Source organism: Acidovorax sp. FG42 (assembly GCF_057809195.1).
The window spans coordinates 95725-121952 of record NZ_JBMDJM010000007.1 but is presented as its reverse complement, the minus strand read 5'-3'; the positions used below and the strand labels follow the sequence as shown (position 1 = coordinate 121952).

General features: G+C 64.7%; 29 protein-coding genes. 18 read left to right on the top strand and 11 right to left on the bottom strand.

What is annotated here, in order from left to right; all coding sequences use genetic code 11:
- Positions 1–23: 23 nt before the first annotated feature.
- Positions 24–626, bottom strand: a complete 603-nt coding sequence (locus tag ACODSM_RS09810) for a short chain dehydrogenase (RefSeq protein ID WP_488805127.1) — start codon at positions 624–626, stop codon at positions 24–26.
- 133 nt (positions 627–759) lie between these two features.
- Between ACODSM_RS09810 and ACODSM_RS09805 the strand changes: the two genes are divergently transcribed.
- The gene (locus ACODSM_RS09805) at positions 760–1647 is read left to right on the top strand and encodes a LysR family transcriptional regulator (protein WP_488805126.1); all 888 of its coding nucleotides are present in this window, start codon (positions 760–762) and stop codon (positions 1645–1647) included.
- 48 nt (positions 1648–1695) lie between these two features.
- Here ACODSM_RS09805 and ACODSM_RS09800 read toward each other — a convergent pair whose 3' ends face one another.
- The 4 genes from ACODSM_RS09800 to kefC all read right to left on the bottom strand — a co-directional run bounded on the left by ACODSM_RS09800 (position 1696) and on the right by kefC (position 5607).
- Positions 1696–2157 carry a PaaI family thioesterase gene (locus ACODSM_RS09800; RefSeq protein WP_015015518.1) on the bottom strand — a complete coding sequence of 154 codons (462 nt, stop codon included), beginning with the start codon at positions 2155–2157 and terminating at the stop codon, positions 1696–1698.
- Positions 2157–2843, bottom strand: a complete 687-nt coding sequence (locus tag ACODSM_RS09795) for a transglutaminase-like domain-containing protein (protein ID WP_488805125.1) — start codon at positions 2841–2843, stop codon at positions 2157–2159. Before ACODSM_RS09795 ends, ACODSM_RS09800 begins: the two co-directional genes overlap by 1 nt.
- Before the next feature lie 105 nt (positions 2844–2948).
- Complete coding sequence (locus ACODSM_RS09790; protein WP_488805124.1) at positions 2949–3593, bottom strand: trimeric intracellular cation channel family protein; 645 nt, start codon at positions 3591–3593, stop codon at positions 2949–2951.
- Between the two features lie 97 nt (positions 3594–3690).
- On the bottom strand, positions 3691–5607 hold the full coding sequence (kefC, locus tag ACODSM_RS09785; RefSeq protein WP_488805123.1) for a glutathione-regulated potassium-efflux system protein KefC: 1917 nt from the start codon (positions 5605–5607) through the stop codon (positions 3691–3693).
- Positions 5608–5863: 256 nt separating this feature from the next.
- Between kefC and ACODSM_RS09780 the strand changes: the two genes are divergently transcribed.
- The 4 genes from ACODSM_RS09780 to ACODSM_RS09765 all read left to right on the top strand — a co-directional run bounded on the left by ACODSM_RS09780 (position 5864) and on the right by ACODSM_RS09765 (position 8784).
- The gene (locus tag ACODSM_RS09780; protein ID WP_488805122.1) at positions 5864–6502 is read left to right on the top strand and encodes a LysE family translocator; all 639 of its coding nucleotides are present in this window, start codon (positions 5864–5866) and stop codon (positions 6500–6502) included.
- A gap of 129 nt (positions 6503–6631) precedes the next feature.
- Positions 6632–7249 (top strand): nucleotide-binding protein, encoded by a 618-nt coding sequence (locus tag ACODSM_RS09775; protein ID WP_488805121.1) that lies wholly within the window; start codon positions 6632–6634, stop codon positions 7247–7249.
- Between the two features lie 96 nt (positions 7250–7345).
- The gene (locus ACODSM_RS09770) at positions 7346–7810 is read left to right on the top strand and encodes a MaoC family dehydratase (protein WP_015015512.1); all 465 of its coding nucleotides are present in this window, start codon (positions 7346–7348) and stop codon (positions 7808–7810) included.
- Positions 7811–7842: 32 nt separating this feature from the next.
- On the top strand, positions 7843–8784 hold the full coding sequence (locus ACODSM_RS09765) for a LysR family transcriptional regulator (RefSeq protein WP_056746814.1): 942 nt from the start codon (positions 7843–7845) through the stop codon (positions 8782–8784).
- On the opposite strand, the gene ACODSM_RS09760 is transcribed toward ACODSM_RS09765, so the two are convergent.
- Positions 8777–9304, bottom strand: a complete 528-nt coding sequence (locus ACODSM_RS09760) for a tRNA (cytidine(34)-2'-O)-methyltransferase (protein ID WP_015015510.1) — start codon at positions 9302–9304, stop codon at positions 8777–8779. The genes ACODSM_RS09765 and ACODSM_RS09760 overlap by 8 nt on opposite strands.
- 116 nt (positions 9305–9420) lie before the next feature.
- Complete coding sequence (locus ACODSM_RS09755; protein WP_476017397.1) at positions 9421–10143, bottom strand: ComF family protein; 723 nt, start codon at positions 10141–10143, stop codon at positions 9421–9423.
- A 35-nt stretch (positions 10144–10178) separates the two neighbouring features.
- On the opposite strand from ACODSM_RS09755, the gene ACODSM_RS09750 reads away from it, so the two are divergent.
- The 8 genes from ACODSM_RS09750 (at position 10179) to ACODSM_RS09715 (ending at position 16544) form a co-directional block, all read left to right on the top strand.
- A complete protein-coding gene (locus tag ACODSM_RS09750) occupies positions 10179–11081 on the top strand; it encodes a methyltransferase domain-containing protein (protein ID WP_488805120.1) in 903 nt (300 codons plus the stop codon).
- Between the two features lie 152 nt (positions 11082–11233).
- Complete coding sequence (locus ACODSM_RS09745) at positions 11234–11710, top strand: DUF2244 domain-containing protein (RefSeq protein WP_056066007.1); 477 nt, start codon at positions 11234–11236, stop codon at positions 11708–11710.
- A 59-nt stretch (positions 11711–11769) separates the two neighbouring features.
- On the top strand, positions 11770–12939 hold the full coding sequence (gene coxB, locus ACODSM_RS09740; protein WP_291443930.1) for a cytochrome c oxidase subunit II: 1170 nt from the start codon (positions 11770–11772) through the stop codon (positions 12937–12939).
- Between the two features lie 30 nt (positions 12940–12969).
- Positions 12970–14601 carry a cytochrome c oxidase subunit I gene (ctaD, locus tag ACODSM_RS09735; RefSeq protein ID WP_488805119.1) on the top strand — a complete coding sequence of 544 codons (1632 nt, stop codon included), beginning with the start codon at positions 12970–12972 and terminating at the stop codon, positions 14599–14601.
- 11 nt (positions 14602–14612) lie between these two features.
- Positions 14613–14723 carry a cytochrome oxidase small assembly protein gene (locus ACODSM_RS09730; RefSeq protein WP_209819187.1) on the top strand — a complete coding sequence of 37 codons (111 nt, stop codon included), beginning with the start codon at positions 14613–14615 and terminating at the stop codon, positions 14721–14723.
- A gap of 16 nt (positions 14724–14739) precedes the next feature.
- Positions 14740–15375 (top strand): cytochrome c oxidase assembly protein, encoded by a 636-nt coding sequence (locus tag ACODSM_RS09725; protein ID WP_209818369.1) that lies wholly within the window; start codon positions 14740–14742, stop codon positions 15373–15375.
- Complete coding sequence (locus tag ACODSM_RS09720) at positions 15372–15599, top strand: DUF2970 domain-containing protein (RefSeq protein WP_488805118.1); 228 nt, start codon at positions 15372–15374, stop codon at positions 15597–15599. The genes ACODSM_RS09725 and ACODSM_RS09720 overlap by 4 nt, the downstream gene beginning before the upstream one ends.
- Before the next feature lie 63 nt (positions 15600–15662).
- A complete protein-coding gene (locus ACODSM_RS09715) occupies positions 15663–16544 on the top strand; it encodes a cytochrome c oxidase subunit 3 (RefSeq protein WP_015015501.1) in 882 nt (293 codons plus the stop codon).
- 126 nt (positions 16545–16670) lie between these two features.
- Here the strand turns inward: ACODSM_RS09715 and ACODSM_RS09710 are convergent, their stop codons facing one another.
- Positions 16671–16892 (bottom strand): twin transmembrane helix small protein, encoded by a 222-nt coding sequence (locus ACODSM_RS09710; protein ID WP_015015500.1) that lies wholly within the window; start codon positions 16890–16892, stop codon positions 16671–16673.
- 15 nt (positions 16893–16907) lie between these two features.
- Between ACODSM_RS09710 and ACODSM_RS09705 the strand changes: the two genes are divergently transcribed.
- Genes ACODSM_RS09705 through ACODSM_RS09685 form a run of 5 tightly spaced genes read left to right on the top strand, consistent with a single transcriptional unit; the run spans position 16908 to position 21084 of the window.
- A complete protein-coding gene (locus ACODSM_RS09705; RefSeq protein ID WP_488805117.1) occupies positions 16908–17696 on the top strand; it encodes an SURF1 family protein in 789 nt (262 codons plus the stop codon).
- Positions 17638–18381, top strand: coding sequence for an SCO family protein (locus tag ACODSM_RS09700; RefSeq protein ID WP_488805116.1), 744 nt, complete (start codon positions 17638–17640; stop codon positions 18379–18381). The genes ACODSM_RS09705 and ACODSM_RS09700 overlap by 59 nt, the downstream gene beginning before the upstream one ends.
- On the top strand, positions 18378–19562 hold the full coding sequence (locus tag ACODSM_RS09695) for a COX15/CtaA family protein (RefSeq protein WP_488805115.1): 1185 nt from the start codon (positions 18378–18380) through the stop codon (positions 19560–19562). The genes ACODSM_RS09700 and ACODSM_RS09695 overlap by 4 nt, the downstream gene beginning before the upstream one ends.
- The gene (gene cyoE, locus ACODSM_RS09690; protein WP_488805114.1) at positions 19559–20461 is read left to right on the top strand and encodes a heme o synthase; all 903 of its coding nucleotides are present in this window, start codon (positions 19559–19561) and stop codon (positions 20459–20461) included. The genes ACODSM_RS09695 and cyoE overlap by 4 nt, the downstream gene beginning before the upstream one ends.
- A gap of 8 nt (positions 20462–20469) precedes the next feature.
- A complete protein-coding gene (locus tag ACODSM_RS09685) occupies positions 20470–21084 on the top strand; it encodes an SCO family protein (protein WP_488805113.1) in 615 nt (204 codons plus the stop codon).
- A gap of 89 nt (positions 21085–21173) precedes the next feature.
- Here the strand turns inward: ACODSM_RS09685 and ACODSM_RS09680 are convergent, their stop codons facing one another.
- From ACODSM_RS09680 to ACODSM_RS09670, 3 genes are all read right to left on the bottom strand, one after another.
- Positions 21174–22214 (bottom strand): Bug family tripartite tricarboxylate transporter substrate binding protein, encoded by a 1041-nt coding sequence (locus ACODSM_RS09680; protein ID WP_488805112.1) that lies wholly within the window; start codon positions 22212–22214, stop codon positions 21174–21176.
- A 115-nt stretch (positions 22215–22329) separates the two neighbouring features.
- Positions 22330–23271: an RNA polymerase sigma factor RpoH gene (rpoH, locus tag ACODSM_RS09675; RefSeq protein ID WP_488805111.1), complete on the bottom strand. Its 942-nt coding sequence runs from the start codon at positions 23269–23271 to the stop codon at positions 22330–22332.
- A gap of 230 nt (positions 23272–23501) precedes the next feature.
- Positions 23502–26150 carry an EAL domain-containing protein gene (locus ACODSM_RS09670; RefSeq protein ID WP_488805110.1) on the bottom strand — a complete coding sequence of 883 codons (2649 nt, stop codon included), beginning with the start codon at positions 26148–26150 and terminating at the stop codon, positions 23502–23504.
- Between the last annotated feature and the right edge of the window lie 78 nt (positions 26151–26228).

The window sequence follows — 26228 nt, the reverse complement described above, 5'->3', positions numbered from 1 at the left end:
TGTTTTATATCAGGCAGCCGGGCTCACTGCACCCGGTACACACGCCCCGTCTGCGCACCTTCCACGCTGCGCTGGTAGGCCAGCGCCACGCGCGCGGCGGGCACTGGCTCGAACCCTGGGAAGAACGGTCCGTAGCTGCCCATCGACTCGGCCAGCACCGTGGGGCTGATGGCGTTAATGCGCAGGCTGCGCGGCAGCTCGATGGCTGCGGCGGCCACAAAGCCTTCGATGGCCGCGTTCACCGCCGTGGCGCTGGCGCCGTTGCGGATGGGCTCGGTGGAAAGCACGCCGCTGATCAGTGTGATGGAGCCGCCATCGTTCAGGTACTTCTGGCCGACCAGCGCCAGTTGCACCTGGCCCAGCAATTTGTCCTGCAGGCCGATGTTGAACTGCTCGGCCGTCATCTCGGCCAGCGGGCCAAAGTGCAGATTGCCCGCCGTGCTCACGATGGCATCCACCTTGCCCACGGCCTCGAACAGTTGGGAGACCGCGCCTGGCTGTGAGAAGTCTGCGCGGTGCGTACCGCTGCTGCGGCCCACGGTGATCACGTCGTGGCGTGCGCCCAGGTTGGCCTGCACAGCTTGGCCGATGGTGCCGCTGGCGCCGATGAGAAGAATCTTGGACATGGTGTTTTCCTTGGGTGTGAAAAAGGGGTTGATGAGGAACTGACAACCTGATTCTTTTGCTAATCAATCAATGCATAAAGTGCCTGCAAGTTATGATTGTGCTAACTATTGATTAGTAATTGAGGGGGTTGCCATGGACAAGCTGCGCAACATGGAAGTCATGGTGGCTGTGGTGGAGGCGGGCAGCTTTGCCGCCGCCGCGCGCCAGCTGCAGATCTCCGCCGTGATGGTGGGCAAGCACATCCAGCAGCTGGAGTCCCACCTGGGCGCGCGCCTGTTCCAGCGCAGCACGCGCCAGAACAGCCTGACCGAGGTGGGTGCTGCGTTCTACGAAGACAGCAAACGCGTGCTGGAGCAGGTGCGCTGGGCCGAGTCCGCCGTGGAGCGCAGCCGCGCCGTGCCCCAGGGCCTGCTGCGGGTGAGTGCGCCGTTCACGCTGGGCAACCACGTGATCGCGCCGCTGGTGGCCGACTTTCTGCAGCGCCACGACCAGGTGCGTGTGGACCTGCAGCTCACCGACAGTGTGGTGGACCTGGCAGGCGAGGGTTTTGACGTGGCCGTGCGCATTGGCCAGGTGGTGAACGAGGGCTTGGTGGCACGCCCGCTGCGTCCCTACCGCATGGTGATTGCCGCGGCCCCTGCCTACCTGCAGCGCCACGGCACGCCCAGGCGCGCGGCCGACCTGGCGCAGCACCAGTGCCTGAGCCACTCGGTGTGGCAACGCCGGGTGGAGTGGACGCTGCGCGACGGCAAGGAGGAGTTCTTCTGGCCTGAGAACGCACGCTTTGTGTGCAACCAGGGCGACGGCCTGCGCCAGGCGGCACTGCGCGGCCTGGGCCTCATCATGCAGCCCGAAGTGCTATTGGCCGACGACCTGGCCAGCGGTGCGCTGGTGCCGGTGATGCAGCACTGCCTGCCCGTGCCGCGCCCGGTGCACTTGGTCTATGCGCCCGACCGGCGGCAACTGCCCAAGCTGGCGCGGTTTGTGGAGTTTGTGGTGGCTGCGCTGGGCACCGCCTGAGCGGTGCGGTTCAGGTTTGGACTACCGTGGCCTGCGGCCCAGGGCCGCTCACTCCACCGCGTTGCTGGGCACTTCAGGCCCGATCTTGAACACCCCGCTCACCCGCGCACAGGGTACGCCGTCGGCGGTGACCAGGCCCTGCGCAAACACCAGCGAGCGTGTGATGCGCAGCGGCTCGGCCTCGCCCTCCACCCAGGCGCCCAGCGGGGCGGGGGCCAGGTAGTCAATCTGCAGGCTGATGGTGGGCAGGAAGCGGTTTGACACCTGGTCGCTTTTGCGGTGCACCGACAGGGGTACCAGCATGTCGCAAAAGGTGGCCATCATGCCGCCGTGCAGGTTGCCCATGGGATTGGTGTGGCGCGGCTCCACGCGAAAGCCGAACTTCACCACGTTGCCCTGGTGCAGCACATACAGCGGGCCGTTGTGCTGGATGTAAGGGCCGCCCGCCACCAGCGGGGCAAAGCCCTCGGGAAGGGGGGCAGTGGTGGCGTTCTCGGGGGCGTGCGTCATCAGCGGGCTTCCTTTTCAATGTCGTTGGCAAAACTAGCGTCCTGCAGGCTGCTGCGGGTGGCGTCGCCCTGCAGCCAGCCGCTGTACACCATGCGAAAGTCGGCCACGATCTGCGCGAGGGGCATGTCGTCAAACGCGCCGCGCTGGTGCACGTATTCCATGTGGCGTGCGCCCGACTTGTCGAACGGGTGGTAGATGGAATCGTTCTCGCCGTCGAACTCCAGGGGCAGCAGGCCAAAGCGCTCGCACAGCTCGATGTTGAACGCGGGCGTGGCCTTGCGCCAGGCGCCATCGAGCCAGATGTCGGTGTAGCCGTGCCAGATGAAGAGGTCGGTCTTCATGGTCTCGCGCATGCGCTCGGTGCTGAGGTGGTTGCGCACGTCGGCAAAGCCCATGCGCGCGGGGATGCCCGCTGCGCGGCACACAGCGGTGAGCAGCGCGGCCTTGGGCACGCACCAGCCGTAACCGTTGGCCAGCACGGTGCTGGCGGTCATGCCCTGGGGCGACAGGTCGATGCGGTAAGGGTCGTAGCGAAAGCCGTCGCGCACGGCCAAGTACAGGGCCACGGCGCGCTCGCGGTCGGTGGTGCCGCGCGCGTGCTGGGCAGCAAAGGCCTGGATCGAAGGTGCGTCGCTGTCGATAAGGGCCGTGGCACGCAGGTGTGCGGGCGTGGGTGCGGTGGTCATTGTTGTGTGTCTCCTGCAGTCGGACGGAGGCCAGTGTGCGGGCCTCGGGCACCCGATGCTGTCACAGGTGCGCCAGCCTTGCTGCGCCAGGGCTGGCAGGCTTGGTCACACCCGCCACGCAGGCAGCTCCCAGTTGCGCCACACCGCCAGCCCGCGCAGCCCGGCGGTGAGCAGCACGCAGGCCACCAGCGGCGCCCAGTCGGGCGCCTGCAGGTGGCGCAGGGCTACATCGGCCCAGCCACCGGCAAATGCGCACAGGGCGTAGGGCCGGTGGTCGCTGAAAGCTTGGGGCACTTCGTTGCACAACACGTCGCGCAGCACGCCGCCGAACACGCCGGTGGTCACGCCCATCATCACGCTGATGATGGGCGGCATGCCAATGGCGGTGGCAATGTCCACGCCCACGGCGGCAAACAGGCCCAGGCCGATCGCATCGGGCAGCAGCATGGCGCGTTCGGTGGGCTCAAAGTGCCGCTGGCGCATGAACAGCATGGCGCCAATGCACAGAGCCAGAATGCCCCACACAAATTCGGTGTGGCGGATCCAGAAGAAGGGCCGCTGGTCCAGCAACAGGTCGCGCAGCGTGCCCCCGCCGAACGCTGCCACAAAGGCCACCACACACACGCCCACGGCATCCAGCCGCTTGCGCGCGGCGGCCATCACGCCCGACAGTGCGAACGCCACGGTGGCAGCCACCTCCAGGATGAGGCGCAGGGTCTGAATCCATGGGACGTCGAGTGGGATGTTCATGGGCACGATTACGGCGGGGCAATGGGGTAAGTCGCTATAAGCAGTAACAGCTTGAGGAACAAACACTATGAAATATGGAACCGGGAATCTCTCTTCTTCAGCGGTTTGAAGTCTGCTTTTCTACCTCCGGTGCGTCCTCTGCTCCGCCGCGCCTCTCTCCCTCTGCGATTCCGCTATACCCCGGGTACTCCACCCCCGCCGCATTCATCGCCGCACTCTCCTGCCGTTCCCGCGCCATCTGCTCCGCAAACTGGTTGCGGCCTTCGCGCGCCACGGCGATGAACTTGGCCCGGTCCTTGTGGTGCGGGTACATGCGGTCGGCCAGCGCGATGTTGTGGGTGCGAAAACGCTGGGTGATGGCGGTGGCCTGCGCGGGGGGCAGGCCCATCAGCTCCAGCACGGTGTGGGCGCTTTGCAGGCTGGACTCGAACAGCTCGCGCTGCACCAGTGTCACGCCCAGGTCGCGCAGCTTGTTCCAGTGGGTCACATCCCGTGCGCGGGCCACGATCTGCAGGTGGGGGAAGTGCTCGCGCGCCAGCTTGGCGATTTGCAGGGACTGCTCGGCATCGTCCACGGCCACCACCAGGATGCGCGCGTGTTCGGCCCCGGCAATGCGCAGCAGGTCGAGGCGGGTGGCGTCGCCGTAGAACACGCGGTAGCCAAAGGTGCGCGCCACCTCCAGCATGTCGACGCTGTGGTCCAGCACGGTGGTGGGGATGCCCTGGGCCAGCAGCACGCGCGAGACGATCTGCCCGTAGCGGCCGAAGCCCGCGATGATGATGGGCGCCTCTTGGGGTTCGGAGATTTCCTCGGCCTGGGGCTTGGCGGTCTTGAGCTGGGCATAGCGACGCAGCAGCACGCGGTCCAGCAGCACCAGCAGCAGCGGGCTGATCAGCATGGACAGCGCCACGGCACCGATGAGCAGCGAGGCGGTCTCTGCCGGGAACACGCTGGCGCCCGCAGCGGCCTGGAACACCACAAATGCAAACTCTCCGCCCTGGGCCAGCAGCAGGGTGAAGACGGGGCGCTCCTGGTAGGGAATCTCGACCACCTTGGCCAGGGCGTAGATGACCACCGCCTTGGCAGCGAGGAAGCCGACCAGGATGGCAGCCATGAGGCCCGGCGAGCGCAAGATGACACCGAAGTCAATGCTCATGCCCACGGCGATGAAGAACAGCCCCAGCAGCAGGCCCTTGAAGGGCTCGATGTCGGCCTCCAGCTCGCGCCGGTATTCGCTGTCGGCCAGCAGCACGCCGGCGAGGAAGGCGCCCAGCGCCATCGACAGGCCCACCAGCACCATCAGGTAGGCAATGCCCACCACCAGCAGCAGCGCGGCGGCGGTGAAGATTTCGGGGGTTTTGCTCTTGGCGATCCAGCGCAGCACGGGGCGCAGCAGCAGGCGCCCGCCGAGGATGATGGCCGCGATCACCCCGACGATCTTGAGCACCTCCAGCACCATCTCGCCCGGTGTGTGGCCCGCGCCTTCACCAGCGGCTGCGCCCAGCACCGGCAGCAGGGCCAGGATGGGGATGGCCGCCACATCCTGGAACAGCAGGATCGAAAAGCCCGCCTGTCCGCTTTGCGTGCGCATGAGGTTGCGCTCGGCCAGCGACTGCAACGCAATGGCTGTGGACGACAGCGCCAGTCCCAGCGCGCCCACCAGGCTCACGCGCCAGGGCAGGCCGGCCAGCGCGCCCAGTGCAAACAGCACGGCGGCGCAGCCCAGCACCTGGGCCGTGCCAGTGCCAAAAATGGGGCGGCGCAGGGCCCACAGGCGGCTGGGTTGCAGTTCCAGCCCGACCAGAAAGAGCATGAGCACCACGCCGAACTCGGCGAAGTGCAGGATGTCCTGCACGTTGCTGACCAGCCCCAGGCCCCAGGGCCCGATGGCGATGCCTGCCGCCAGGTAGCCAATGATGGCGCCCAGGCCCAGCGCCTTGGCAATGGGCACGGCCAGCACGGCGGCGGTGAGGTACAGGAAACCGTAGGTGAGCCAGGTGGGGGCGTGTTCCATGGGGCAGAGTGCGCTGGAGGTCGTCGTGGGGAGGCAGAACACCGCGCTCCCGATGTGCGGGGCGGGTGTGCCAGATTCTGGCACCGCCGCAAGGCGTCGGGGCGGTTGCCGTGTGGTGGATCTGTGGCGCTATATATTTGATAGCTGTTCGGGTATGATTATCTAGCGCCTGCGCCTGTTTTTATGCAGGTCATGGTGCCGGGGCCCCTGCGTTGCTAAGATGCGGGCCCTTCTTCGCACACAGGCACGGTGACCCATGGATCTGCAGACTTGGCTGGCTTTTTTTGCGGCGTCTTGCCTGATTGCGGTGTCGCCGGGCTCGGGGGCTGTGTTGTCGATGAGCCATGGTCTGTCGTTTGGCGTGCGCAAGACGGGCGCCACCATCCTGGGCCTGCAGCTGGGGCTGCTGCTGATTTTGCTGATTGCTGGGGCGGGCGTGGGCTCGCTGCTGCTGGCGTCCGAGGTGGCGTTCAGCATCGTCAAGGTGCTGGGCGCGTGTTACCTGATCTATGTGGGCTTCTGCCAGTGGCGGGCTGGCGACAAGTCGCCGGTGCAAGGGGATAAGACCGAGTCGGCGGGCACCTGGCAAAAACGCTGCCTCACAGGTTTTCTGACCAACGCCACCAACCCCAAGGGCATCATCTTCATGGTGGCCGTGCTGCCCCAGTTCATGACCGACACGCGCCCGCTGTGGACGCAGCTGCTGGTGATGGCCGCCACCACCGTGACGGTGGACGTGGTGGTCATGCACGGCTACGCTGCGGGGGCCAGTGCCCTGCGCCGTCTGATGCGCAGCGCGCGGGCGGTGCGGGCGCAAAACCGCGTGTTTGGCGGTTTGCTGATGGCGGTGGGGGCGGGGCTGTTCTTCGTCAAGCGCGGTGGCGAGCACGCCTGAGGCGGCTGCGGCACCGCTGGGGTGTCAGGGGATGCTTCTGATTTGATAGCTGCAAGCGCATATGGATATTGCGCTTGAAGCTGATTTGGCTTGTATTTTCATGGACCTGCAGATTCCAAGGAGCTTGTCATGCCAGTAGTTGTTGTCGCCAACCCGAAGGGCGGCGTGGGCAAGTCCACGCTGTCCACCAACATCGCGGGCTACTTTGCCAGCCAGGGGCATCCCGTGATTCTGGGCGACACCGACCGGCAGCAGTCCGCCCGGCTGTGGCTGGGCCTGCGCCCGCCCGCTGCGCGCCCCATCGGCAGCTGGGACACCAGCTCGGACGTCATCAGCCGCCCGCCCAAGGGCACCACCCACGCGGTGCTCGACACGCCCGCCGGCCTGCACGGCTGGCGCCTGAACGACGTGCTCAAGCTGGCCGACAAGGTCATCGTGCCGCTGCAGCCCAGCGTGTTCGACATCTTTGCCACGCGCGCCTTCCTGGACCAGCTGGCCGAGCACCGCCACGCCGCCGGGGTGCCGGTGGGCATCGTCGGCATGCGGGTGGATGCGCGCACCAAGGCGGCCGAGCAGCTGCACCACTTTGTGGACAGCCTGGGGTTTCCGGTGCTGGGCTATCTGCGCGACACGCAAAACTACATCCACCTGGCAGCGCACGGACTCACGCTGTTTGACGTGGCCCCTGGCCGCGTTGCGCGCGACCTGGAGCAGTGGCAAGGGATCTGCTCGTGGCTCAATTCTTGAAGGACAGCGTGAAGCACGACGTACATCCACTCCCCCGGGAAAACACCTGTCACCCGGCAGACAAGGCGCGCCAGAGCGCGGGGCTACATTGCAACGATGAAAATCTTCCGCTCTTATTCCGAAGTCAGCGCCTGCGTGGGCCAGGAGGTCGCTGTGACCGACTGGATCACCATCACGCAGGAACAGGTCAACCTGTTCGCCGAGGCCACGGGCGACCACCAGTGGATCCACGTGGACCCGGAGCGTGCCAAGGCCGGGCCATTTGGCGCGCCCATTGCGCACGGGTTTCTCACGCTGTCGCTGATTCCCAAGTTCTTCGAGGTGGGCCTCACGATCGAGGGGGCACGCATGGGCGTGAACTACGGGCTCAACAAGGTGCGCTTCACGGCACCGGTGCCGGTGGGCAGCCGCTTGCGCGCGCGCCTCACGCTGCAGGCTGCCGAGCCCGTGGCGCCCGATGGCATGCAGATGACCTGGCTGGTGACCGTGGAGCGCGAGGGCAGCGACAAGCCGGTGTGCGTGGCCGAGTCGCTGGCGCGCAACTTCGGCGCCCCGGCCTGAGCCGGGCCACCAGCGGGCAGGAGGTCTGAACCATGGACCGCCTGCAAGCCATGAAAATTTTCGAACGCGTGGTGGAGGAGGGCGGCTTTGCCGCCGCCGCCCGCGCCATGGACATGTCGCCCCCCGTGGTCACCCGCATGGTGGCCGAGCTGGAGCAGCACCTGGGCACACGCCTGCTGCAGCGCACCACCCGCAAGCTGGCGCTCACCGACGCGGGGGAGTCGTACCTGCAGCGGGTGCGCGCCATCCTGCACGAGATCGACGACGCCGAGGCCGCCGCTGCCGCCAGCACGCGCGATCTGCGCGGCACCATCCGCATCGTGGCGGCGCCGGTGCTGGCCACCAACTTTCTGGCCCCCATGGTGGCGGTGTGGCATGCCTACTATCCCAAGCTCATGCTCGACATCAGCATGGACGCCTATGCCTCCAGCCGTGTGGATGAGTTCGACGTGACCATCATGGTGGCGGGCGAGGACTTTGATGCCAACATCGTCGCGCGTCCTCTGGTGCAGGGTGAGGCGATTGTGGTGGCGTCCCCCGATTACCTGGAGCGCCGGGGCATTCCGCGCGAGCCGCAAGACCTGATTCACCACGACTACCTGCGCGACTCGAGCGCGCCCGTGCGCCTGCAGTCAGGGCCTGGCCGCAAGCTGCGCCTGCAGTCGCTGCGGGCGGATGTGCCAGACGAAGAGGTGGACGCACCGGCGGTGCTGCAGTCCGTCAGCACCGAGCTGCTGATGCGCGCCGCTGTGGATGGGGCAGGCGTGGCTGTCACGTCGCGCCTGCTGGCCGAGGAGCACCTGGCCCGGGGCGAGCTGGTCCATATCCTGCCGGGCTGGATCTTTTCGCGTTACACGATCTACGCAGCGTTGCCCTCGGGCCGCATGCTGCCCGCGCGCACGCGGGTGTTTCTGGACTTCCTGACCGAACATGTGCCCCGCGCCATGGCGGAAAAGTCCGGCCAGCTCAGTTGAGCTGTGCGAACCCGCTGATGATCGTGCCCTCGGGCTCGACCATCACCTGCCCATCAGGCATGGCAAAGCTGTTCTGCCGCCAGGCCTCGAACACGGTGACCGCCACGGCGTTGGACAAATTGAGGCTGCGCTGACCGGGCACCATGGGCAGGCGCAGGCGCTGCGCTGGTGGGAAGCTCTCGCGCAACTCGGGGGGCAGCCCCCGCGTTTCCGCGCCAAACACCAGCCAGTCGCCGGGCAGAAAGCAGGTGGAGTGCACGGGTTGCGAGCCGTGGGTGGTCATCGCAAACATCCGGGTCGGGTCCGGCTGGGTGTCCCGCAGAAAGGCCGTCCAGCCTGCATGGACCTGCACGCTGGCATATTCGTGGTAATCCAGCCCTGCACGACGCATCTGGCGGTCTTCCATCGAGAACCCCAGGGGCTCGATCAGGTGCAGCGAGCACCCGGTGTTGGCCGCCAGGCGAATCACATTGCCGGTGTTGGGCGGAATCTCGGGTTCGACGAGGACGATATGGAACATGACCGCCATTGTCATCGTTGGACCTGTGAGTTGAGCAACCGCTCGTAATCAAAAGTATCCCTTTAGTACCTGTTCGGTGTTCGTTCGGTGCCGGTTCGGTACCTGTCTGGCGCTTTTCAGTCCAGCCCTGTGCGCGCCAGCACAGTGGCCGTGACATGCGCGACACCTGCCTCGCGCAGTGCCAAGGTGGCTGCATGCAGGGTGGCGCCCGTGGTCATCACGTCATCGATCAGTACCACCCGCTGGCCACGCAGGCTGGCTGCGCGGGCGGGCTCTACGGCGAAGGCGCCGCGGAGATTGCGCAGCCGCTGCACCCGGGGCAGGCCGCTTTGGACTTCGGTGGCATGCAGTCGCAGTAGGGTGTGGCAGTCCGCCTTGGTGCCAGCCAGTTGCCTTGCCAGAAGGGCCGACTGGTTGAAGCCCCGCTCGCGCAGGCGCTCGGTGGACAGGGGGACTGCCAGTACCCGGTCGGCCGCCTCCAGTGCCGGCTCCATCCAGGGCGTGCTGCGCATCAGGGTGGCCAAGGCCCTGGCCCATCCCGGGTCGCCCCTGAACTTGAACTGCGCCAGAGCGTCGGCCCATGGGTACGCGTAGTCCACGGCGGCAATGCAGGCGTCGAAGCTGGGCGGGTTCTGCAGGCAGGCGCCGCACACGGCAACCCCTGCGGGCACCCGCAGCGCGCAGCGCTGGCAACGCGTGGCAGGCTGGGCAAACCGCATCACACACGCATTGCAGACACGCTGCGACGGCCAGGCGTGGCACACGGCGCACTGGCTAGGCACTTTGTCCACCCAGGCGTGGAGGCGGCGTGAAATCCCTGGCAAACCCAAAAAGAGCATGAATCAATATACTCGCGCGTCCTTCTGCCCCGCCCATGTCCTCCGAGCGTCCCCCCACCATTGATCCTGTTGCCGCAGCCCGCTGGCATGCTGCGGCCCCGGCCGCGTCCCCCTGGCTGCACGAAGAGGTGGCGCGCCGCATGGAGGACCGGTTGCAGTGGATTCGCCAGGCACCCGCCTCCTGGTGCCATTGGGACCCAGTGCGTGGGGGTCTGCAGACGCATGCCCTGGTGAGTGCTCGCTACCCGCAGGCGCGTTGCCAGGTGTATGAGACCAGCGCGCATTGCGAACCTGTGGCGAGGCAGGCATTGGCCAAGCCCTGGTGGAACCCCGCCCGCTGGGGTGCAGGGGCCTTGCAAGTCGGGCCGCCAGCCGATGCCAGCGTACAGATGTTGTGGTCCAACATGGCGCTGCACATGGCTGCCGACCCGCAAGACCTGATCGGCCGCTGGCACCGCGCCCTGGCGGTGGATGGCTATCTGATGTTCTCGTGTCTCGGACCGGACACCCTCCGTGAGCTGCACGGCGTGTACGCCGCCATGGGGTGGCCGCCTGCGGGCCATGCCTTCACCGACATGCACGACTGGGGAGACATGCTGGTGCACGCCGGTTTTGCAGAGCCGGTGATGGATATGGAACGCATCACGCTTACCTTTGCCACGCCCGAGCGGCTGGTTCAAGAGCTGCGCGAGCTGGGTGCGAATTTGCATCCTGATCGCTTTCCCTCATTGCGCGGACGGCGCTGGCGCGACAAGCTCTACCAAGTGCTGTCCGAGCGTCTGGCCGATCCGGGCCAGAAAGGTCAGTTGGCACTGACTTTTGAAATCATCTATGGCCATGCCTTCAAGCCTGCACCCCGGGTGCGCGTCAGTTCCAGCAGTGCGGTGTCGCTGCAGGACATGCGCGCCATGTTGCGCAAGGGCGGCACTGAGAACTAACCTGTAACGGCGTGTCAATGACTTGGAACAAGGCACGCTACAATTCTTGGTTATTAAGATTTCGGGCATCTTCCCGCGCAATTTGGCAGGCTGTGCCTGTTGTGCCCAAGGCGCAACGTGTGCTGCAGCCGGCAGTCTTGTGAGCACTCACGGTGACGGGCTTGGTTTTTCGTTTTGCCACGGTGTCGGGTCAGCGCATTGACTGGCGTCTGGTTCGCAATTGTTCGGTCACGCCGACGCAATTGGGCTGGATGTATCTGTCGCTGTGTGTGGTGTCCCTGGGGATCGCGACATTCTTCTGGATGCTCGGCGCCCACCTGGTGATGCCCTTCGCCTGGCTCGAAATCGTGGCAGTAGGGATTGCATTCGCCATGTACGGTCGCCATGCGGCGGATGGCGAGAGGATTTCATTGCAGGGCTCACGCCTTGTAGTGGAGCTGGAGACAGCAGGCAGGCTGGAGCGCGCGGAGTTTGACCGGAGCCGGGTTCGCGTAGAGCCCAAGACGGGAGACCATTCGCTGATCACGCTGTCTGCACAGGGCCGTTCGGTGGAGGTGGGGCGCTATGTGCGCCCAGAGCTCCGGCCGGCCTTGGCATCGGAGATCCGCATGGCCTTGCGCGCTGCCTGACCCCACGCAGGCGCGCGAAAGGGATTGGTTAAATTGAGGCTTAGAAGTAAGTGAGAACTATGAAGAGCATTTCCAACAAGCTGGCTTCTCTGCTGCTGATTGCCAGTGCATGGGTGGGCTCCGCAGCCCATGCCGTTCAGGACCTGCCTGGCGGCCCTGCAGTCAACCAGCTGAACCTGGCGCCGCCCGTCACCAAGATCGCAGAAGAGCAGCATTTTCTGCATTGGATGATGCTGATCATCTGCACGGTGATCTTTGTTGCAGTGTTCTCCGTGATGTTCTACTCGATCTGGAAGCATCGCCGCTCCAAGGGCGCGAAGGCTGCCAACTTCCATGAGTCGGTGACGGTCGAAGTGGTCTGGACCATTGTTCCGTTCATCATCGTGATCCTCATGGCCTTGCCCGCCACCAAGGTGCTGGTCGCCCAGAAGGACACTACCAACGCCGACCTCACGATCAAGACCACGGGCTACCAGTGGAAGTGGGGCTATGACTACATCACCGGCGAAGGCGAAGGCTTGGCCTTCATCTCCACACTGGACAGCAGCCACCGTGTGATGTCTGACAGCGGCAACGTCAAGGACGCCCCGGCCAACTACCTGCTCAAGGTGGACAACCCCATGGTGGTGCCGGTCAACAAGAAGATCCGCATCATCACCACGGCCAACGACGTGATCCACGCCTTCATGGTGCCTGCCTTCGGCATCAAGCAGGACGCGATCCCGGGCTTTGTGCGTGACACCTGGTTCCGCGCCGAGAAGATCGGCGACTACTACGGCCAGTGCGCTGAGCTGTGCGGCAAGGAACACGCCTACATGCCCATCCACGTGAAGGTCGTGTCCGCCGAGGACTACACCGCCTGGGTGGCCGAACAAAAGAAGAAGGCCGCAGCCAAGCTGGACGACCCCACGAAGGTGTGGGCGCTGGACGACATCCTCAAGCGCGGCGAGAAGGTGTATGCGGCCAACTGCGCTGCCTGCCACCAGGCCAACGGCAAGGGCGCTGGCCCCATCAAGCCACTCGACGGTGCTGCCGTGGTGCTGGATGCCGACCATGCCAAGCAGATCCAGGTCTTGCTTAAGGGCCAGAACAATGGCGCCATGCCTGCATGGGCGCAGCTGAGCGACACCGACATCGCCGCCGTGGTCACCTACACCAAGAACAACTGGTCCAACAAGACCGGCCAGCTGGTGCAGCCTGCTGAAGTTCTGGCCCTGCGTGGCAAGTAATCATCGCCCCATCGTATTGAGGAATTCACCATGAGCGCAGTACTCGACAACCACGGGCACGCTGGCGACCACGCACACGACGGCCACGACCACCATGGCCCCACCGGCTGGCGCCGCTGGGTGTTCGCCACCAACCACAAAGACATCGGTACGCTGTACCTGCTGTTCTCGTTCACCATGCTGATGGTCGGGGGCATCCTGGCCCTGCTGATCCGCGCCGAGCTGTTCCAGCCCGGCCTGCAACTGGTGAACCCTGAGCTGTTCAACCAGCTCACCACCATGCACGGCCTCATCATGGTGTTCGGCGCCATCATGCCGGCCTTCGTGGGTTTTGCGAACTGGATGATCCCGCTGCAGATCGGCGCCTCCGACATGGCCTTTGCGCGCATGAACAACTTCAGCTTCTGGCTGATGATTCCTGCTGCACTGATGCTGGTCAGCTCGTTCTTCATGCCCGGTGGCGCTCCCGCTGCCGGCTGGACGCTGTACGCACCGTTGACGTTGCAAATGGGTCCTTCCATGGATGCCGGCATCTTCGCGATGCACATCCTGGGTGCTTCGTCCATCATGGGCTCGATCAACATCATCGTGACCATCCTGAACATGCGCGCCCCTGGCATGACGCTGATGAAGATGCCCATGTTCGCCTGGACCTGGCTCATCACCGCCTATCTGCTGATTGCCGTGATGCCTGTGCTGGCCGGTGCCATCACCATGACGCTGACGGACCGTCACTTCGGCACCAGCTTCTTCAACCCCGCCGGTGGTGGTGACCCGGTGATGTACCAGCACATCTTCTGGTTCTTCGGTCACCCCGAGGTGTACATCATGATCTTGCCGGCTTTCGGCATCATCAGTCAGATCGTGCCTGCGTTCAGCCGCAAGAAGCTGTTCGGCTATGCCTCCATGGTGTACGCCACTTCGTCCATCGCCATCCTGTCGTTCATCGTGTGGGCCCACCACATGTTCACGACCGGCATGCCTGTGACTGGCCAGTTGTTCTTCATGTACGCCACGATGCTGATCTCCGTGCCCACGGCCGTGAAGATCTTCAACTGGATCGCCACCATGTGGCGCGGTTCGATGACGTTTGAAACCCCCATGCTGTTTGCCGTGGGCTTCATCTTCGTGTTCACCATGGGTGGTTTCACCGGCCTGATCCTGGCCATGGCCCCCATCGACATCCAGCTGCAAGACACCTACTACGTGGTGGCCCACTTCCACTACGTGCTGGTGGCCGGTTCGCTGTTCTCCATGTTTGCTGGCGTGTACTACTGGCTGCCCAAGTGGACCGGCGTGATGTATTCCGAAACCCGTGGCCAGATCCACTTCTGGGGCTCGCTGATCACGTTCAACATCACCTTCTTCCCGATGCACTTCCTGGGTCTGGCTGGCATGCCCCGTCGTTATGCCGACTACCCCATGCAGTTCGCTGACTTCAACGCGATTGCCTCGGTGGGCGCGTTTGGTTTCGGTCTGATGCAGGTGTACTTCTTCCTGGCCGTGGTACTGCCAGCCATGCGTGGCAACGGCTCCAAGGCCCCTGCCAAGCCATGGGACGGTGCCGAGGGTCTGGAGTGGGAAGTTCCTTCCCCCGCGCCTTTCCACACGTTTGAGAATCCTCCCAAGCTGGACGCCACGGCAACCCGCGTGATTGGCTGAACACCATGTCCATGACCCCCGAGCAAAAGAAGAACAACCTGCGGCTGGCGCTGATCCTGGCGTCCGTGGCGGCGGTGTTCTTTGTCGGGTTCATGGTCAAGGTGGTCTTGCTGTCCCGCTGAGCCACCGGCCCACCCCATGAGCCTGCACCGCGAAAACGCCAAGATGGTCGGCAAGCTGGTCGTGATTGCGGCCGGCATGTTCGCCTTCGGCTACGTGCTGATCCCCATCTACAAGCACATCTGCGAGATGACGGGCATCAACATCCTGTCGCTGTCGGAGCGGCAGGTGCCGGGCAACGGTGTGGCCGGCAAGGATGTGCGCGTACCCGCCAATACCCAGGTGGACAAGTCGCGCACCATCACGGTGGAGTTCGACGCGAACTCGCGCGGCCCCTGGGACTTCAAGCCGGCGCAGCGTTCCGTGCAGGTGCACCCTGGTGAGCTGACGACGGTGATGTACGAGTTCCAGAACGTGCAGAACCGCCGTATGGCCGCCCAGGCCATTCCCAGTTACGCGCCCCGGCAGGCCGCTGCGCACTTCAACAAGCTGGAATGCTTTTGCTTCAATCAGTACACCCTGGAGCCCGGTGAAAAGAAAACCTGGCCCGTGGCGTTCGTGATTGATCCGAAATTGTCCAAAGACGTCACCACGATCACGCTGTCGTACACCTTCTTTGAAGTGGGCGGTAAAACGCCCGCAGCCCCCGAATCAACGGCCGCTGCCGTGGTGCCGGGTGTCAATGCGGCGGCCTTGCAAGGAGCGGGCTCATGAGCGCGCCGCGCGGGCCATCCGCAGGCGTGAAGCCGTCGCAACGCAAAGGCTCATTGCTGCGCACGGTGCGCGCGGTGGCATGGTCGCTGATTGGCTTGCGCAAAGGCAGCGAGTACCAGCAAGATGTCGAAAAACTCAACCCGATCCACATCATCGTGGTGGGATTGATGGCAGTTTTTTTGTTGGTCATGGGCCTGATCGGGCTGGTGAACTGGGTCGTGTGAGTGTGTTGGCTGGTTTGTGCGAACAAATACTGAAAACAAAGATTTTGAGAATCAGGAGCTGAAATGAGTGCATCAACCCACGGCGGAACCCCGTACTACTATGTGCCCGCCGAGTCTCGCCACCCGGTGATGGCCGCGGCCGGTCTGTTCTTTGTGATCCTGGGCGCTGGCCAGTGGATCAATGGTCACGACTGGGGCAAATATTCGCTGGCCGTGGGGCTGGTGTGGTGGCTGTTCACGCTGTACCAGTGGTTTGGCGACGCAGTGCGCGAGAGCGAAGGCGGCCTGTACGGTCACAAGATCGACCTGTCGTACCGCTGGAGCATGAGTTGGTTCATCTTCTCCGAGGTGATGTTCTTTGGAGCGTTCTTCACCGCCCTGTGGTGGGCGCGCTCGCACTCGGTGCCTGCGCTGGGTAGCCTGGACAACGCGCTGCTGTGGCCTGACTTCAAGGCCGTCTGGCCCAGCATGGCTGCCGGTGTCACGGCATCGCCCGCCGGCATCATCGAACCCTTCCAGACCGTAGGCCCCTTCTGGCTGCCCACGATCAACACCGCGCTGCTGTTGACCTCGGGCGTGACGCTGACCATTGCCCACCACGCTCTGCGTGAAAACCAACGTGGCAAGACCATCGGTTTCATGTGGGCCACGGTGCTGCTGGGCTTCGTGTTCCTGCTGGTGCAGGGTTACGAGTACTACCACCTCTACACCGACCTGAATCTCAAGCTCAGCTCGGGTGTGTTTGGTTCCACGTTCTTTATGCTCACCGGGTTCCACGGCTTCCACGTGTTCCTGGGTATGCTGATGCTGCTGGTGATCACGCTGCGCCTGCAAAAGGGCCACTTCACGGCCGACAAGCACTTTGGCTTTGAAGGTGCTGCCTGGTACTGGCACTTTGTGGACGTGGTGTGGCTGGGCCTGTACGTGCTGGTCTACTGGATGTAAGCCAGGCCCGGACGCCATCAAAAAAAGCGCCTCGCGGCGCTTTTTTTGTTCTACCGCTCGGTGGTGCGGGTCAGCAGTAGCCTGTGATGGGCGCAGGTTCTCCGGTTGGCGGATCAAGCCCCAGGGTCAACGGGTGGCGGGCAGCCCGGTGGGCTGGATGTATCCCAACTGCCAAGCGACCAGAATGCACAAGAACAGCACGATGGACAGCCCCACACGCACCGCCAGCGCCTTGGCCATGTGGTTGCCCTTGCTCTTGTCGTCGCGTCCGTTGCGCATCATGAAGAACAAGGCCGATGCCAGGCTGGCCAAAATGGCGATGAACGCCAGCACTACGAGGTATTTCATGGAGCGCATTATCCTGTGACCCCCCTTCACCGTCCTGCGGGCCTGCGTTTTTGGCTCATTACCCTGGCTGCCGTGGTGGGCATGCTGGTCACTGCCTCTTTGGGGCGTTGGCAATTGTCGCGAGCCGCCCAGAAAGAGTCGCTGCAGGCGATGCTGGATGCGCGGGCCAGCCAGCCGGCTATAGACGGGCGTACGCTGACAGACCCGGCTAGCGCGACGCCCGAGGCCCAACAAGCCCTCGTACACCGTGCTGTGATGCTGCAGGGGCGCTGGCTGCCTGAGCACACGGTGTATCTGGACAACCGGCAGATGCAGGGGCGCCCTGGGTTTTTTGTGCTCACACCACTGCAACTTTCTGGCGATGGCGCTGGGGTGGTGCTTGTGCAACGGGGATGGGTGGCTCGCAATTTCCAGGACCGCACCCAACTGCCTTCCGTGACCACGCCGGCGGATACCGAGGTGCGCATTCAAGGCCGTGTGGCCTTGTCGCCCTCGCGGCTGTACGAGTTCCAGGGGGGCGATAGTGCACAGGGGTCTTCCCGCATCCGGCAAAATCTGGACTTGGCAGCGTTCCGCACCGAAACCGGTCTGGCGCTCGCCCTCCTCACGGTGTTGCAGACGGGCCCAGTGGGCGACGCGGGCGATGGCCTGCTGCGCGACTGGCCTGTGGTCGGCGCAGGTGTCGAAAAACACTACGGTTACGCATTTCAATGGTTCGGGCTCTGCGGCCTGATAGCACTCCTTTATGTCTGGTTCCAAATCGTCCGACGGTTCATTCGCCCGCGCAGCCAGCCTGCCGCCTGAGGCGCGTGCGGAGCACCCGCTGGGGCTGACCGTACACACCTTGCCCGAGGCGGGGGAGGCGGTCGCCACCGCACAGCGTGCGCGCCATGGGCGCTGGAAGATGCTGGGCGTGCTGCTGATCTGCGCCGCGCCAGTGGTCGCCTCGTACTTCACCTACTACGTGATCCGCCCGGAGGGGCGGCGCGTTTACGGCGAGCTGATCAACCCCCAGCGCACCGTGCCTGCGCTCACCGCCTCCACGCTCGATGGCGGGGCCAAGCGGCTGGAGTCCCTCAAAGGCCAATGGTTGCTGGTAAGTGTGGCCGGAGGCGATTGCGATCCGGCCTGCCAGAAGCACCTGTACCTGCAGCGCCAGCTGCGCGAGAGCTTGGGTAAGGAAAAAGACCGGGTGGACTGGGTCTGGCTGATCAACGACAACGCCCTGCCACCCGCCGCTCTCACGCCCGCCCTGCAGCAAGCCACTGTGTTGCGGGTCGAGCCCAGTGCCGTCAAGGCCTGGCTGGAGCCGGCCCCGGGCCAGCAACTGGCAGACCACCTCTATGTGGTGGACCCGATGGGCAACTGGATGATGCGTTTTCCGGCGGCCATGGACACCAGTGGCGCCGCCAAGGCCAAGCGGGACCTGGAGCGGCTGCTGCGCGCTTCTTCTTCGTGGGACGAGCCGGGGCGGCCGGTCAAGCCATGACCGATACCCAACCGCTGTACGACCTGGCCCCAGTGTTCGAGCTGATGCTGCTCGGCCTGGTGATCGCGCTGGGGCCGCTGGTCTGGGTGTGGGCGCGCAATCGCCGCAGCACGCCCATGCGGCGCTTGCAGGCGCTCACGGTGCTCACGCTGTTCCTCACGTTTGATCTGGTGCTGTTCGGCGCCTTCACACGCTTGACCGATTCGGGCCTGGGTTGTCCCGACTGGCCCGGCTGTTATGGCAGCGCCAGCCCGGTGGGTGCCCGCGCCGAGATTGCGGCCGCCCAGGAGGCCATGCCGACCGGCCCCGTGACGCACGGCAAGGCCTGGATCGAGATGATCCACCGTTACCTGGCGACGGGGGTGGGGGTGCTGATCATTGTGATCACTGTGTCGTCCTGGGTACAGCAACGGCGTGCTCGGCGTGAGGGCGGACAGCAGGCGCCGCCGCTCAGTCCCTGGTGGCCCACGGTGACCTTGTTGTGGGTGTGCTTGCAGGGCGCGTTTGGCGCACTCACGGTGACCATGAAGCTTTTTCCCGCCATCGTCACCCTGCATCTGATCGGTGGTCTGGTGCTGCTGGCACTGTTGTGTGTGCAGGCCGTGCGCCATACCCACAGTGCCCAGGGGCGCTCACCGGTGGCCTTGTCCCCCGTGCTGCGCTGGGGACTGATATTGACGGCGCTGCTGCTGGCCCTGCAGGTGGTGCTGGGTGGCTGGGTCAGCACCAACTATGCGGTGCTGGCATGCACCACCTTTCCCACCTGCCAGGGCAGCTGGTGGCCCGCCATGGACTTTGCGCAGGGCTTCCAGATCTGGCGCAAGCTGGGCATGTTGCAAGACGGTAGCCACATCAGCTTTGCTGCGCTCACCGCCATTCATTACGTGCACCGCCTGATGGCCTATGTGGTGCTGCTGGCACTGGGCCTGATGGCCTGGCGCTTCCATCGCAATGGCGTGTTGCCTACGCAGGCCCGGTGGATTGGCGGTCTGGCCTTGCTGCAGCTGGTGACGGGTTTGTCCAACGTGGTGCTGGACTGGCCCCTGGTGGCCGCGGTGCTGCACACCGGCGGCGCCGCTGCCCTGGTGGTGGTGCTGACCTGGTCCCTGGTGTCCAGCCGCGCGGCACCCGCGCCCCGAGAGTTTTCCGCGCCCACGGGCGCATCGAGAGTATCTGCATGAGTGTTGCCCCCTCCGCCATTGCTGCACCGCCCTCACGGTTCCAGCAGTTTTATGCGCTGACCAAGCCCCGCGTGGTGCAGCTCATCGTCTTTTGTGCGCTGATCGGAATGGTGCTGGCCGTGCCCGGCCTGCCCAATGCTGCGCAACTGGGCCACATGGCGCTGGCCTGCCTGGGTGTGTGGCTGGTGGCCGGCGCTGCGGCCGCGTTCAATTGCATCGTCGAGCAGGGTATCGACGCCAAGATGAAGCGCACCGCCTGGCGCCCTACGGCCAAGGGCGAGCTGTCCAACGCGCAGACGCTGCTGTTCTCAGCCGTCCTCTGTGCCGTAGGCTCTGTGCTGCTGTACGTCTGGATCAACCCGCTGACCATGTGGCTCACCTTCGCCACCTTTGTGGGTTATGCGGTGGTCTACACCGTGATCCTCAAACCCCTCACGCCCCAGAACATCGTGATCGGCGGCGCCTCCGGGGCCATGCCACCGGTGCTGGGCTGGGCGGCCATGACCAACGATGTGGGGCCCGAGGCGCTCATTCTCTTCCTCATCATCTTTTTGTGGACGCCGCCGCACTTCTGGGCGCTTGCCCTGTACCGGGTGGAGGACTACCGCAAGTCTGGCTTGCCCATGCTGCCCGTCACGCATGGCAATGAGTTCACGCGTTTGCAGGTGTTTCTGTACACGCTGATCCTTCTGGCCGGGTGCATGATGCCGTTCATCTATGGCATGAGTTCCTGGATCTATCTGGCTGCCGCTGTGCTGCTCAGTCTCGGTTTCTGCGGGTATGCGTTCGCGCTGTGGCGCAACTATTCGGACGCTCTGGCCCGCAAGACCTTCCGCTTTTCCCTCATCCATCTGAGCGTGCTGTTTGCGGCACTGCTGGTGGACCACTACGTGCTGTGATGACCTCCATGCAGAAACGAAATGCTCTTCATTTGATAGCTGCTGGTGCACTATCCCTCTGCGCTACCGGCCTCCTGGGCGCATGTTCCGAGAAAAAGGCCGAGTTCAGGGGTGTGGACGTCACCGGTGCTGAATACGCTCGCGACATTCCCCTGACCGACCACAACGGCCAACCGCGCCACATCAAGGACTTTGCCGGCAAGGTGGTGGTGGTGTTCTTTGGCTATACCCAGTGCCCCGACGTGTGCCCCACCTCGATGCAGGAGCTGGCCGAGGTCAAGCAGATGCTGGGCAAGGACGGTGACCGCCTGCAGGGTATTTTTGTGACCGTAGACCCGGAGCGCGACACGCCCGAGGTGCTCAAGGCCTACATGGCCAATTTCGATCCAAGCTTCCTGGCGCTGTATGGCACGCCCGAGCAGCTGGCTGCCGTGGCCAAGGACTTCAAGATTTACTACAAAAAGGTCGATGGCAAGACGCCCACCAGCTACACCATGGACCACTCGGCGGGCAGCTACGTGTACGACCCTGCAGGCCGCCTGCGGGTCTACAACCGCTACGGCAGCGGCGCGCAGGCCCTGGCGGCCGATGTGAAGGTGTTGTTGGCCGAGGCCGGGGGCTAAGCCCCAGCCTCTGGGTGACCCTGGGTCTGTGCCAAGCCGCCGTGGCGCGGGGCGCTGTGTGGCCCCGCACGAGTTGACGCCCTCGGGCCTTATTCGGCCTTGATGCCGCGCATCGCAATCACGCCGCCCAGCAGATTGGTGTCGGCTTTGATGCGGTTGGCCAGGCCTTCGGGCGACGAGCCCACCGTCTGCCACCCTTGCTGGAACAGCTTGCTGCGCACGTCCTCGCTGCGGGCGATCTCGCTGAGCAGCGCGGCCAGCTTGGCCTGGATGGGCTTGGGCATGGTGGAGGGCGCTGCGAAGGCGTTCCAGATCTCCAGGTTGAAGTTGCTGATGCCAGCCTCGGCCAGGCTCGGCACATCGGGGGCCAGCGGGCTGCGGCCGGACGAGGTGACGCCGATCGCGCGCAGCTTGCCTGCACGCACCTGGGCCTGGGCCAGCGCCGGGGGCAGCAGCGCCATCTGCAACTGGCCGCCTAGCATCGCGTTGGCCACCTGCGGATAGCCGGGGTAGGGCACATGCACGGGGTTGATGTTGCTGCGTGCCTTGAGCAGCTCGGTGCCGATATGGCCCACGGTGCCTACGCCTGGCGTGCCATAGCTCCACTTGTCGCCCCCGTTGCGTGCGGCCACGAAGAAGTCCCGCGCAGTGCCGTTGGCAGCCACGCCAGGCTGGTTGACGGGGGCCGTGAGGATCAGCGGCGACGTGCCGATTAGGCTGAGCGGTGCCAAGTCCTTGATCGGGTCATACGGAACCGCCGGGTTCAGCAGCTTTGCAATCGTCATGTTGCCGTTGATCATCAGCCCGATGGTGTGGTCGTCACGGGCCTTGGCCACTGCGTCGGCACCAATGTTGCCGCCTGCACCCACCTTGTTGTCCACGATCACGGGCTGGCCCAAGGCCTTGGATAGGGGCTCCGAGAACGTGCGCGCCGTCAGGTCCGGCGACGAACCGGCTGGAAAGCCCACAATGATCTTCAGCGGCTTGGTCGGCCAGGCCAGTGGCGCGGGCGCCGTAGCGGTAGCCTTGCCGGCGCTTTGCGCCAGCGCCCACGGGGACGCGGCAGCCAGCGCGATCAACAGCGAAGCACGGCGGGAAACACGGCCGGTAAAGGCGGGACGTGAGGGCATGGGGTGCAATCTCCTTGAAGAATATTCGGGGGGCCAAACGACGCGGGGCCCCAGAACTGGGGCCCCGCGAGGCAACTTCTGCGGCCTGGGATATTAACCCCGCTGCCCGGCCCGGTCAGGCGTATTCGGCCAGGGCCTTTTTCATCTTCTTCATGGCGGCCACTTCGATCTGGCGAATGCGCTCGGCGCTCACGCCGTACACGGCGGCCAGGTCGTGCAGCGTCATGCCGCCGGAGCCGTCGTCGTTGACCTTGAGCCAGCGCTCTTCCACGATGCGGCGGCTGCGGTCGTCCAGGCTGGCCAGGGCGTTGGCAATGCCGTCGGTGGCCAGGGCGTCGCGCTGGCGCGACTCGATCATGGCGGTGGGCTCGTGCGACGCGTCTGCCAGGTAAGCAATGGGGCCAAACGCCTGCTCGCCGTCATCGGACGGGGCGGGGTCCAGCAGCACATCACCACCCGCCATGCGGGTTTCCATCTCGATGACTTCTTCGCGCTTCACATTCAGCTGCGCGGCCACGGCGTCGATCTCGTGGTCCGACAGGGTGTCACGGTGCGTGGCAACGTCGGCGGCCGAGGCGTCGGCCTTAAAGCCCTGCTTCATGGAGCGCAGGTTGAAGAACAGCTTGCGCTGCGCCTTGGTGGTGGCCACCTTGACCATGCGCCAGTTCTTCAGGATGTATTCGTGGATCTCGGCCTTGATCCAGTGCATGGCGTAGCTCACCAGGCGCACACCCTGGTCGGGGTCAAAGCGCTTAACGGCCTTCATCAGGCCCACATTGCCTTCCTGGATCAGGTCGCCATGGGGCAGGCCATAGCCCAGGTACTGGCGTGCAATCGAGACCACCAGGCGCAGGTGCGACATCACCAGCCGGCCGGCGGCGTCCAGATCGTTGTTGTCCTTGAGTTGGCGTGCGTAGGTCTGCTCTTCTTCGTGAGTGAGCAGGGGCAGGCGGTTGACGGCCGAAATATAGGCGTCCAGGTTGCCCAAGGGGGGCACCAGCGCCCAGGGATTGGCGGGTGCCAGAGACATCGTCGCGGTTCCAGATTGAATGTTCATTCCGGGAATCCTTTCCTCTAAGCCATCATATTAGCACTCTCTCTGATTGAGTGCTAAGCCCGGAGTTCCCGTCGGGTTGCTCATTGATACCGTTAGAAATTTTCTGAGTCAAATCGGTATCCAGCGCCAGTGCAACATGCCTGTGAAGCTATCAAAAACCTAGTGAATAATTGTCAACGTATCGCCCTCAAACGGTCGGTTCCAGCTGTTATGGAGTGCCTCTGTCCCTTCTACACCCCCTGCCGCACCCGGTTTTCAAAGTCTTCCAGCGTGAGCGGGCGGCCAAACAGGTAACCTTGAAAGGCCTGGCAGCCGTGCGCCAGCAGAAACTGATGGTGGGCGGTGGTTTCCACCCCTTCAGCAATCACGGACAGGCCCAGGCTGCCAGCCAGCGCGATGATGGAGCGGGCGATGGCCGCATCGCTGGCATCCAGCAGCACGTCCCGCACAAAGCCCTGGTCGATCTTGATCTGGTCGAGCGGCAGGCGCTTGAGGTAGCTGAGCGACGAGTACCCCGTGCCAAAGTCGTCCAGCGAAAACCCCAGGCCATGGGCCTTGAGTGCGCGCATGGTGGCGATCACGCTGTCCACGTTGTCCAGCAGCAGGCTTTCGGTCAGCTCCAGCTTGATTTGTGCAGGGTTGGCGCCGGTCTGCCGCACCAGCGCCAGTACCTGGGCCACAAAGTCGTCCTGCAGAAACTGTCGCGCGCTCACGTTGATGGCCAGGCTGAGTTGCGCAAACAGCGGGTCTTGCTGCCATCGCGCCTGCTGGCGCAGGGCGGTTTCCATGACCCAGTGGCCCAGCGGCTGGATGAGGCCCGATTCTTCAGCCAGCGGGATGAACTCCGACGGCGGCACCATGCCCTGGACCGGATGCTGCCAGCGCACCAGGGCCTCTGCGCCGGTCACGCGCCCCTGGCTGTCCACCTGCGGCTGGTACAGCAGCAGGAACTGCGCGCGCCGCAGGCCGTTGTGCAGCTCGGTTTCCAGCAGGGCGCGGCGGTTCACGGCCTGCTGCATGTCGGGGTCAAAAAAGCGCAGTGTGTTGCGCCCGGCGTCCTTGGCACGGTACATGGCCATGTCGGCCTGCTTGAGCACCTCGTCCACCGAGTCGCGCTGGTGATTGAGCAGGGTCACACCGATGCTGGCGGTGAAGTGGTGTTCGTGCCCCGCCAGCTCGTAGGGCTGGCGCAATTGCGCCAGGATCAGCTCGCCCAGCGTGCGCGCCTGCGCGGCGGCCTCGGGGGCGTCGCTGCTCAGGTTCTGCAGCACCACCACAAACTCGTCACCTCCGAGGCGGGCCACGGTGTCCTGCTCGCGCACACAGCTGCGCAGGCGCTGGGCAACGTCCTTGAGCAGCAGGTCGCCCACCTCATGGCCCCGGGTGTCGTTCAGGGTCTTGAAGTTGTCCAGGTCCACAAACAGCACGGCCGTGGTGAGGCCCGAGCGCGCACCGTTGACCAGCACCTGCTGCAGCCGGTCCACCAGCAGGCGGCGGTTGGGCAACTGGGTGAGCGCGTCGTAAAACGCCAGATAGCGGGCCTCGTCCTCGGCGGCCTTGCGGCCTGAGATGTCGATGTCGATGCAGAACATCTCGGGCGGGTGGCCTGGTACCTGGATGTAGGCATGGCTGGAGAACACGTGCACCGGCGTGCCGTCCTTGCGCTGCAGTTGCAGCTCGCCCGCTGGGATCACCTCGCCGGTGGCGAACATGTGCTGCATGTGCGCCCGCACATCGTTGCGCATGGGCGGGGGGATGATGAGGTCGAGCAGATTGGCACCGATGGCCTCCTCGGCGGTGTAGCCGTACAGCTGTTCGGACGCCTGGTTCCAGTAGCTGGTGGTGCCGTCCTGCAGGTAGCCCTGTACCGAGATGGACGGAATATTGCGCAGCAGCGAGCGAAAACGCAGCTCGGACTCGCGCAGCGCACTTTCTGCCTGCTTGCGCTTGGTGATGTCGCGGGCCAGAAACACCACGGCCGCCTGGCCGCCCACCTGCACGCCCAGGGGCTGGGTGCGCCCTTCGAACTGGCGCAGTCCCGACAGGGTCTGCAGCTCGTATTCCACGCTGTGGGTCTGGCCAGACTGCAGCGTGTCCCGGATGAGCGCCATGAACCGTTCTGCCTGCTCGGCGGGCAGCACATCGTGCAGCCGTTTACCTACCAGCTCGGGGGCGCTGGCGACCAGGGTGGCGTCGTTGGGGGACAGTACCTCCACATACCGGCCCTGGGCATCCAGCACCAGCAGCACATCGGGGATGGCCTGCGTGATGGCATGCAGGCGGGCTGCCGTGCCAGTGAGTGCACGCTCGGTGGCCATGCGTTGCTCCACATCGTGCAGCAGCAGGCCCAGCACCACGGTGGCGGGGGGGAAGGTCAGCAGATAGGGCAGGGCCAGCGTCTGGTTGATGCGCTGCACGGCGTCGGTGGGCAGCAGCTGAAACAGCGCGATCACCGCCGTGTGCAGCAGCAGCCCGAACAGTGCCAGGGTGACGGGCTCCACACCCAGCCGCCCCCGGGCGCGGCCCTTGCGGTACACCAGCCCCAGGGCAGTGCACAGCCCGATCACCATCAGCCCCACCTCGGCCCCGGCGCCCCCTAGCCAAAGGCGGCCGGTGGCCGCCATCAGCGCCGCAATGCCCGCTACCAGCGGGCCGCCAAACAGGCCGGCCATGCTCAGCACCACCGAGCGCGCGTCAAAGATCACGCCCGGCATCAGCACCACCGGGGTGAGCATGCCCACCACGCAGATGCCGCCGAAGATCAGTCCCGAAAAGACCTGGCCCACCCACGGGTGCTGGCGCCAGACGCGGATGTTGAACCCGTGCAGAAAGCACAGCGCCAGCAGCAGCGCAACGCCTTTGACCAGCTCAATGAACATGGGCCTCCGTGCTTTCCAAGGGGAAAGCCCATGATGGAGGAAACGTTGCGATCCGTAAACGTGTAAGTGGCCCCGGAT